7 protein-coding genes are annotated in these 7,382 nt (G+C 44.7%); 1 reads left to right on the top strand and 6 read right to left on the bottom strand.

The window, feature by feature from the left end; genetic code table 11:
* The first annotated feature begins 204 nt into the window (after positions 1–204).
* A complete protein-coding gene (locus tag ACSLBF_RS15235) occupies positions 205–690 on the top strand; it encodes a DUF721 domain-containing protein (protein ID WP_440054210.1) in 486 nt (161 codons plus the stop codon).
* Positions 691–729: 39 nt separating this feature from the next.
* Here ACSLBF_RS15235 and lpxC read toward each other — a convergent pair whose 3' ends face one another.
* The 6 genes from lpxC to murC all read right to left on the bottom strand — a co-directional run bounded on the left by lpxC (position 730) and on the right by murC (position 7,375).
* The gene (lpxC, locus tag ACSLBF_RS15240) at positions 730–1,653 is read right to left on the bottom strand and encodes a UDP-3-O-acyl-N-acetylglucosamine deacetylase (protein WP_440054211.1); all 924 of its coding nucleotides are present in this window, start codon (positions 1,651–1,653) and stop codon (positions 730–732) included.
* Positions 1,654–1,753: 100 nt separating this feature from the next.
* Complete coding sequence (gene ftsZ, locus ACSLBF_RS15245) at positions 1,754–2,998, bottom strand: cell division protein FtsZ (RefSeq protein ID WP_440054212.1); 1,245 nt, start codon at positions 2,996–2,998, stop codon at positions 1,754–1,756.
* 22 nt (positions 2,999–3,020) lie between these two features.
* Positions 3,021–4,253 carry a cell division protein FtsA gene (gene ftsA / locus ACSLBF_RS15250; protein ID WP_440054213.1) on the bottom strand — a complete coding sequence of 411 codons (1,233 nt, stop codon included), beginning with the start codon at positions 4,251–4,253 and terminating at the stop codon, positions 3,021–3,023.
* A complete protein-coding gene (locus ACSLBF_RS15255; protein WP_440054214.1) occupies positions 4,250–5,032 on the bottom strand; it encodes a cell division protein FtsQ/DivIB in 783 nt (260 codons plus the stop codon). Before ACSLBF_RS15255 ends, ftsA begins: the two co-directional genes overlap by 4 nt.
* 1 nt (position 5,033) lies before the next feature.
* Positions 5,034–5,945 (bottom strand): D-alanine--D-alanine ligase, encoded by a 912-nt coding sequence (locus ACSLBF_RS15260; RefSeq protein ID WP_440054215.1) that lies wholly within the window; start codon positions 5,943–5,945, stop codon positions 5,034–5,036.
* Entirely contained in the window at positions 5,942–7,375 is a 1,434-nt protein-coding gene (gene murC / locus ACSLBF_RS15265) for a UDP-N-acetylmuramate--L-alanine ligase (protein WP_440054216.1), read from the bottom strand. The genes ACSLBF_RS15260 and murC overlap by 4 nt, the downstream gene beginning before the upstream one ends.
* Positions 7,376–7,382: the final 7 nt, after the last annotated feature.

Raw genomic sequence — 7,382 nt, forward strand, 5'->3', positions numbered from 1 at the left:
CCCTAATCCGGGGTCATTCTCGTTCTACTCTATTACAAAGCAGGTCCTGAGTGCAAAAACTCTTTGCTGATTGATGTCATCATACCATTTAATCTAAAAGGTAGGCGTTTTCGCACATCGGTCTGTTATACTTGTCGAAGATACTTAGAACTAGGTTTGATATGGTGATCATTTTGTTTTTTTCAAGCGCTGAGGTATTGAACCATGGTAAAGAATCGCTATAACCCAAAACCGCTCAACGAGCTAATGGGCCGTTGGTCCGATAAATTGTCTCAGTATGGCGAGAAGTCGGAGCAAGTTGCAGAGTTACAAACCTGCCTAGAACAAAGCCTTGGCCCGGTTCTTAGTAAAAAATGTCGTGTTGGCCATTATCGTGATGGAATTTTAGTTATTGAAGCAGCCTCTGCGACATTAGCAACCCGCTTAAATTTCTTAAAAATGGATATGTTAAGCACGTTTCGAAAAGCTGGGCTGCACGACTGTATTCAAATAAAGATCACCACAAATCCTGAGGCACAGCAGCGCCTTGCCAACCGCATTGAGCAGCCTAAACAGAACTACAAAACGAGTAGAACAATGAGTGAGCAGACTGCAAATCAATTAATGGAGCTTGCTGAAAATGCGCCGCCGGGATTGAAAGCCAAGTTAGAAAAGCTGGCTGAACATGCGAAAAACAAACAAAAAAAATGACGCTACAGCGTCACTTTTTTATCTCTTTGACTTATCAGCTCATGCAGTGACAGTTTTGCCACTGGCTTCTAACCCCGGTGCAGGCATCGTAACTGGAGTCTCAAACGTCGCCCATTCCCAAGCTGACTCAGTCGCTATTATTTCTCTAAGCAACTTGTTGTTTAATCCATGCCCTGATTTATAACAGGTTATCTTGCCAAGAATGTTGTGACCAGCCATAAACATATCGCCAACACAATCAAGAATTTTGTGTTTCACAAACTCATCGCTGTAGCGTAGGCCATCAGGATTGAGTACTTTAAATTCATCCAGTACTACAGCGTTATCCATGCTGCCACCCAACGCCAAGTTATTCGCATGCATATATTCAATATCACGCATAAAACCAAACGTGCGAGCTCGACTGATTTCCTCAGTAAAACTTTTTGCTGTGATGTCTAAACCAATGCGTTGACGGCTTTCGTTGATCGCTGGATGATTAAAGTCAATTTCAAAGTCGATATGGAAGCCGTCGTATGGCTCGATTTCAGCCCACTTATCACCGTCTTCTACACGTACTTTTTCTTTTAGACGAATAAAGCGTTTCGCTGCATTTTGCTCTTCAATACCACCTTTTTGGATTAGGTAAATGAATGGCAATGCACTGCCATCCATAATTGGTACTTCTGCACTATCAAGCTCAACAATTAGATTGTCGATGCCAAGCGCGGCAACAGCAGCGATCAAGTGTTCTGTGGTAGATAAACGAACACCATCTTTATTAGTTAGACATGTACAAAGTTGCGTATCACCAACGGCTTCAGGTGTTGTTTCAAAATCAACAACTGGGTCAAGATCTACGCGGCGAAACACAACACCTGTGTTCACACCGGCAGGTCGGAGAGTGATCGTGACCTTTTCCCCTTTGTGTAATCCTACACCCGTGGCTTTAACGACCTGTGCAATCGTACGTTGTCTAATCATATAATCGCCTACTTAAATTTCAGAATGGCGGCGGAGTGTATCACAAACACTCGGAAATGCCAATCTTTGTTTATTTTTTAAACCAACTTTAGTCGTAGTCTTAATCAGACTGCTTACGTAAAAACGCTGGGATATCGAAAAAGTCGCCTTTTTCCTTGTTATCTGTTTTCCCAGTAGCTGGTGCGGTTTGTGATGATTCCTGCGCAGCAGGCTCTCTTCTTTTCGTCACTTGCGCATGCACCATCGGTTCCGGATCGATTGTTTCATGTGGCTGTGTAAAGCTTGGTACATACATATCTGTTTGCGCACTTGTCTGTGCACTAGTACCAGCATCTGAACCAGACGCTTGCTTCAAGCCATTATTAACGATACCAAACTGAGGGCGACGATCACTACCTAGACCTGTTGCTACCACTGTGACACGCAATTCTTCGCTCATCTCTGGATCGATAACAGCACCAACAACAACCGTTGCATTCTCAGACGCCAAAGCTTTCACATGGTTCCCAACAATTTCAAATTCTTCGATGGTAATATCCATGCCCGCCGTAATATTAACTAGAATACCTTTCGCACCAGTTAAATCAACATCTTCCAACAAAGGACTTGAAATCGCTGCTTCAGCAGCCTCTTGCGCTCTGTCAGGGCCGGTTGCCGCTGCGGTTCCCATCATAGCTGTACCCATTGCTGACATAACAGTTCTTACGTCTGCAAAGTCAACATTGATTAAACCAGAGCGAGTAATTAGTTCAGCGATACCTTGTACTGCACCATATAAAACATCATTAGCCTTAGCGAATGCATCTAGCAGTGTAGTACCTTTACCTAAAACCTTAAGCAATTTGTTGTTAGGAATTGTAATAAGTGAATCTACAATTTCCGATAGCTCTGAAATGCCTTGCTCTGCAGCCGCCATACGCTTTTTGCCTTCAAGGTCAAATGGGCGCGTAACAACTGCTACGGTTAAAATCCCCAACTCTTTGGCGACTCTTGCAACAACAGGTGCAGCACCAGTACCTGTGCCACCGCCCATACCTGCGGCGATAAACACCATATCAGCGCCTTGTAAACTGCTTTTGATAGCTTCAATATCTTCTTCAGCAGCATTGCGGCCCACCTCTGGGTTAGCCCCAGCGCCCAGACCTGAAGTGATCTGCGTACCCAATTGTACCGTAACATCTGCTGACGAACGACGTAATGCTTGAGCATCTGTGTTGGCAACAATAAAACGTACGCCTTCAATTTCTTGACTCACCATGTGTTCAACGGCATTACCACCGCCACCACCCACACCGATGACTTTAATTACAGCTTCTTCGCTGTGTTGTTCCATAATATCAAACATCTTTCACTCTCCGACTTGAGCGTTAAAACTCACCTTGGAACCATTTAGTGACTCGGTTCCACCAATTTCCCTCAGCATCTGCTTTCGATTTCTGTGCATTCATCGATTGCAACGTTCGGCCATACTGTAATAAACCGACCGCTGTCGCATATGCTGGGTCATCAACATAATCTGTTAACCCTTTAATGCCAATGGGCTTTCCTACTCTTACTGGCATCTGGAATATTTCTTCAGCAACCTCTTGTGCGCCTTTCATTTTCGCACTACCGCCTGTTAGAACTAACCCTGCTGCTATCTGGTCTTCAAAGCCTGAGCGACGTATTTCGTCTTGTGCCAGTTCGAACAGTTCTCTAAACCTTGGTTCAACCACTTCTGAAAGTGTATGGCGAGACATCACACGAGCAGGCCTTCCGCCAACACTCGGCACTTCAATAGTTTCTTCAGATGACGCCATCTGACTCGCTGCGAATGCATATTGTACTTTAAGTGACTCGGCATGTGAGATAGGTGTTCGAAAAATTTTCGCAATATCACCTGTGACTTGATTTCCAGCAACAGGGATCACCGCAGTGTGACGCAATGCCCCATTGACGTATATGGCGATATCCATGGTACCACCACCAATATCTATCACGGCAACACCTAGCTCTTTTTCATCCTCTGTCAACACTGAATAACAAGATGCCAAGGCATTAAACGTTAGCTGGTCAACTTGTAATCCACAGCGCTCTACGCACTTTTCAATGTTTTTAGCCATATCATTAGAGCAGGTAATGATATGTGCTTTCGCTTCCATTCTTACCCCACTCATACCCAGTGGGTTTTTAATCCCTTCTTGCATATCAATGCTGTATTCTTGAGGCAATGAATGTAACATTTTACGCTCTGCCGACATCGGCACTGAGCGCGCAATATGAATAACATTTGCAATATCATCATCGGTTACTTCAGCATTATTAATAGCCACTACACCGGTTTCGTTTTGACACTGGATATGTTTTCCTGAAATCCCTAAATACACTGAGCTGATCCGACAATCTGCCATCAGTTCAGCCTCATCAACAGCGCGTTTTATTGACTCAGAAACCAGATCGAGGTCGTTGACACCACCTTTGTCCATCCCGTGTGAGTCTTGGCGTCCCACGCCGACAATACTCAGCTGATTGTCAGCGGTGATCTCACCAACCGTAGCCACCACTTTCGATGTGCCTACATCCAATCCTATCACTAAGTTTCTTTCTGCCGACTTTGTCATGCTTCACTCTTATTATTCTGTTGCTGTTCGCTTGCTGCCGCTTTCCAGCTCACAGCAAGTCCCGTGTCGTAGCGTAAATCAATTACATCAATGACCTTGCCTTCAGGTCTTTCCATGCGCGGATACACATCAATAAACCGCTGTACCCGCTTAGCTTTGTCTTCTCGGCCTAGATTAAGCTGTATGTCATTATCTAGCCATAGTTGCCAAGCAAATCTTTCTGACAGCGCTAAACTCACTAATTTAAACTGGTTAACCTCCAGCAAATCATGAAACTGCAAAAATACCTGCCAAGCTTCTTGTTCGCTCCCTTCAGGGCCGTAAAGCTCCGGCAGCCCTGCTGGGACTTTATTACTTCTCGCCTGGAATACTTCCCCTTGTGCATTGAGTAACAAGTCACTGTTCCAATGTGCAACAGGTTGGTGCTCTACTACATAGACCTGTAAGGTATCAGGCCACTGTTTACGAACAGAAACCGATGCGATCCACGGTAACTCCTTTACCGCTTTATGTACTTCATCTACTTCTAATTCAAAGAAGCTGGTTAAATCTGCCTTTTTAATGGCATCGACAATTTGTTGCTCATTGGTGTAGTAAGGTTTGCCCAGTACTTTAAGCGTCTTTATTTGCGCATCGTGATGCTCTGTCAGCCAATCACTTACCCAATAAGTGCCCTTCACCAGACTTACTACCACCAACAAAAAAAAGCCAAGTCCAGAGATTAACGACCAATTCAGCGCCGCATTGAACTGCTTTAATTTGCTCCAAAAAGCTCGCATATTAAAGCGTTTGCTCCAAAATGCGAACAACTAATTGTTCAAATGTTATGCCTTGCGCTTTTGCAGCCATAGGAACAAGAGACTTTTCCGTCATACCTGGGACTGTGTTTACTTCAAGCAAGTAAAAGTGACCTTGCTCGTCTTGCATCGCATCAACACGACCCCAGCCTGAAGCTCCCACTAGCTCAAAAGCATGTTTGGCCATCACTTGCAGTTGTTGTGTGTGTGCCGCGCTAATATCTGCCGGACAATAATATTCTGTGCTGTTTACCTTGTACTTGGCTTCATAATCGTAAAACCCACGAGGCGTTTTCATTTCGATGACAGGCAAAGGTTCACCACCTAACATAGCGACTGTAAACTCTCGCCCCGTGATCCACTGTTCAACCAATACTTGATCGTCAAACTTAAACGCTTCTTGCAAAGCCTGATTTAAACTAGTCACATCATGAGCCTGCGCCATGCCAATACTCGACCCTTCGTGGCTCGGCTTTACCATGACTTTACCAAACTCAGCGATCAACGCTTCGGCGTCAAAACCAGTGTGCTTATCAACCACAGCATATTTAGCTGTGCTCAATTTAGCTGACTCAAACAAATGTTTGCACCGCGCTTTATCCATCGCCAAGGCACTACCGAGTACACCACTTCCTGTGTACGGGATCCCCATGTACTCCAATGCCCCTTGGATCGTGCCGTCTTCACCACCGCGACCATGCAGGGCGATAAACACGCGTTTAACACCTAAGGTTTTCAATTCCATCAGATTACGCTCTGCGGGATCGAAAGCGATGGCATCAATACCTTGCTGTAGTAAAGCTTTTAACACTGCAGCACCAGATTTCAACGATACTTCTCGCTCTGCAGAGCTACCACCCAGTAATACTGCTACTTTTGAGAATTGCTTACTCATAATTCACTCTGCTGTAATTGTTCAATCGATAACTGTGTTTCTGCGAGTTTAGCGACAATTTTACCAATGTTTCCTGCACCTTGAGTCAGTATTAAGTCTCCATCTTGCATAGTTTCAGCCAGTACTTTTGCCAACTCACTGGTATCACTAACATGGATCGGTTCAATGCCTCTTTGGCGTAAACTTCGACACAAACTTTTGCTGTCTGCACCAACAATGGGCGATTCTCCGGCACTGTATACATCCAACAGCAGCAGTTTATCCACATCGCAGAGTACTTTAACGAAATCTTCATATAGATCTCGGGTTCGAGAGTAACGGTGAGGCTGGTAAATCATCACTAGGCGTTTATCGGGCCACCCTGTTTTAGCAGCTTGAATTGTCACAGCCACTTCGGATGGGTGATGTCCATAATCGTCCACTAGCATCACTTCCCCAACCTCATTGTTAAAGGTACCGTAATGTTGGAAACGACGACCAACCCCTTCAAATTGTGTCAACGCTTGATAAATGGCTTGATTGTCAATGTCATGGTCTTTTGCCACAGCAATCGCAGCGGTTGCATTCAAGGCGTTATGTTTACCCGGCATATTGAGATTTACGTTGAGTAGTTCACCAGATTTAGTTTTGACCTTAAAGCTTGATGTACTTTTGGTTTGCTTAAAATCCAGCAATTGGTAGTCAGCATCCACACTTTCACCATAGGTGATAATTGGACGAGCAAACCTCGGTAGTAAAGCGCTCACAACAGGCGAATCTATGCATACCACAGCTAAGCCATAAAAGGGTAAATTGTGTATAAATTCAACATAGGTGTCTTTCATTTTTTCTAAGTCGCCATCATAGGTATCCATGTGATCGGCTTCAATATTGGTGATCACAGACACCATCGGCTGCAAGTGTAAAAATGATGCATCACTTTCGTCAGCTTCAGCGATTAGATATTCACTACTCCCCACTTTGGCATTACTACCTGCACTATTGAGCAAGCCACCAATAATAAATGTTGGATCTAATTGTGCTTGCGCAAAAATACTCGCGATTAAACTGGTAGTGGTGGTTTTGCCATGAGTCCCCGCTATCGCGATACCGTGCCTGAATCGCATTAACTCAGCCAACATCTCTGCACGTCGAACGACGGGGATCCGGTTTGCTTTTGCCGCGATAATTTCTGGGTTGCTTTCATCAATAGCACTGGAAACCACCACCACATCAGCAGTAGCAACATTAGCTTCAGCGTGACCGATAAATACCGTTGCTCCAGCTGACTCTAGTCGTTGAGTCATTGCACTTTTAGCAATATCTGAACCGGTAATACGATACCCTTCATACGCCAGTACTTCAGCAATTCCACCCATACCAGCCCCACCTATACCAATAAAATGGATGGTGTTGATACGGCGCATTGCTCTTCTGGTTGAAGTTTCCATCTGCTGT

The sequence above is a fragment of the Pseudoalteromonas sp. T1lg65 genome, from assembly GCF_051930985.1.
GTDB lineage: Bacteria > Pseudomonadota > Gammaproteobacteria > Enterobacterales > Alteromonadaceae > Pseudoalteromonas.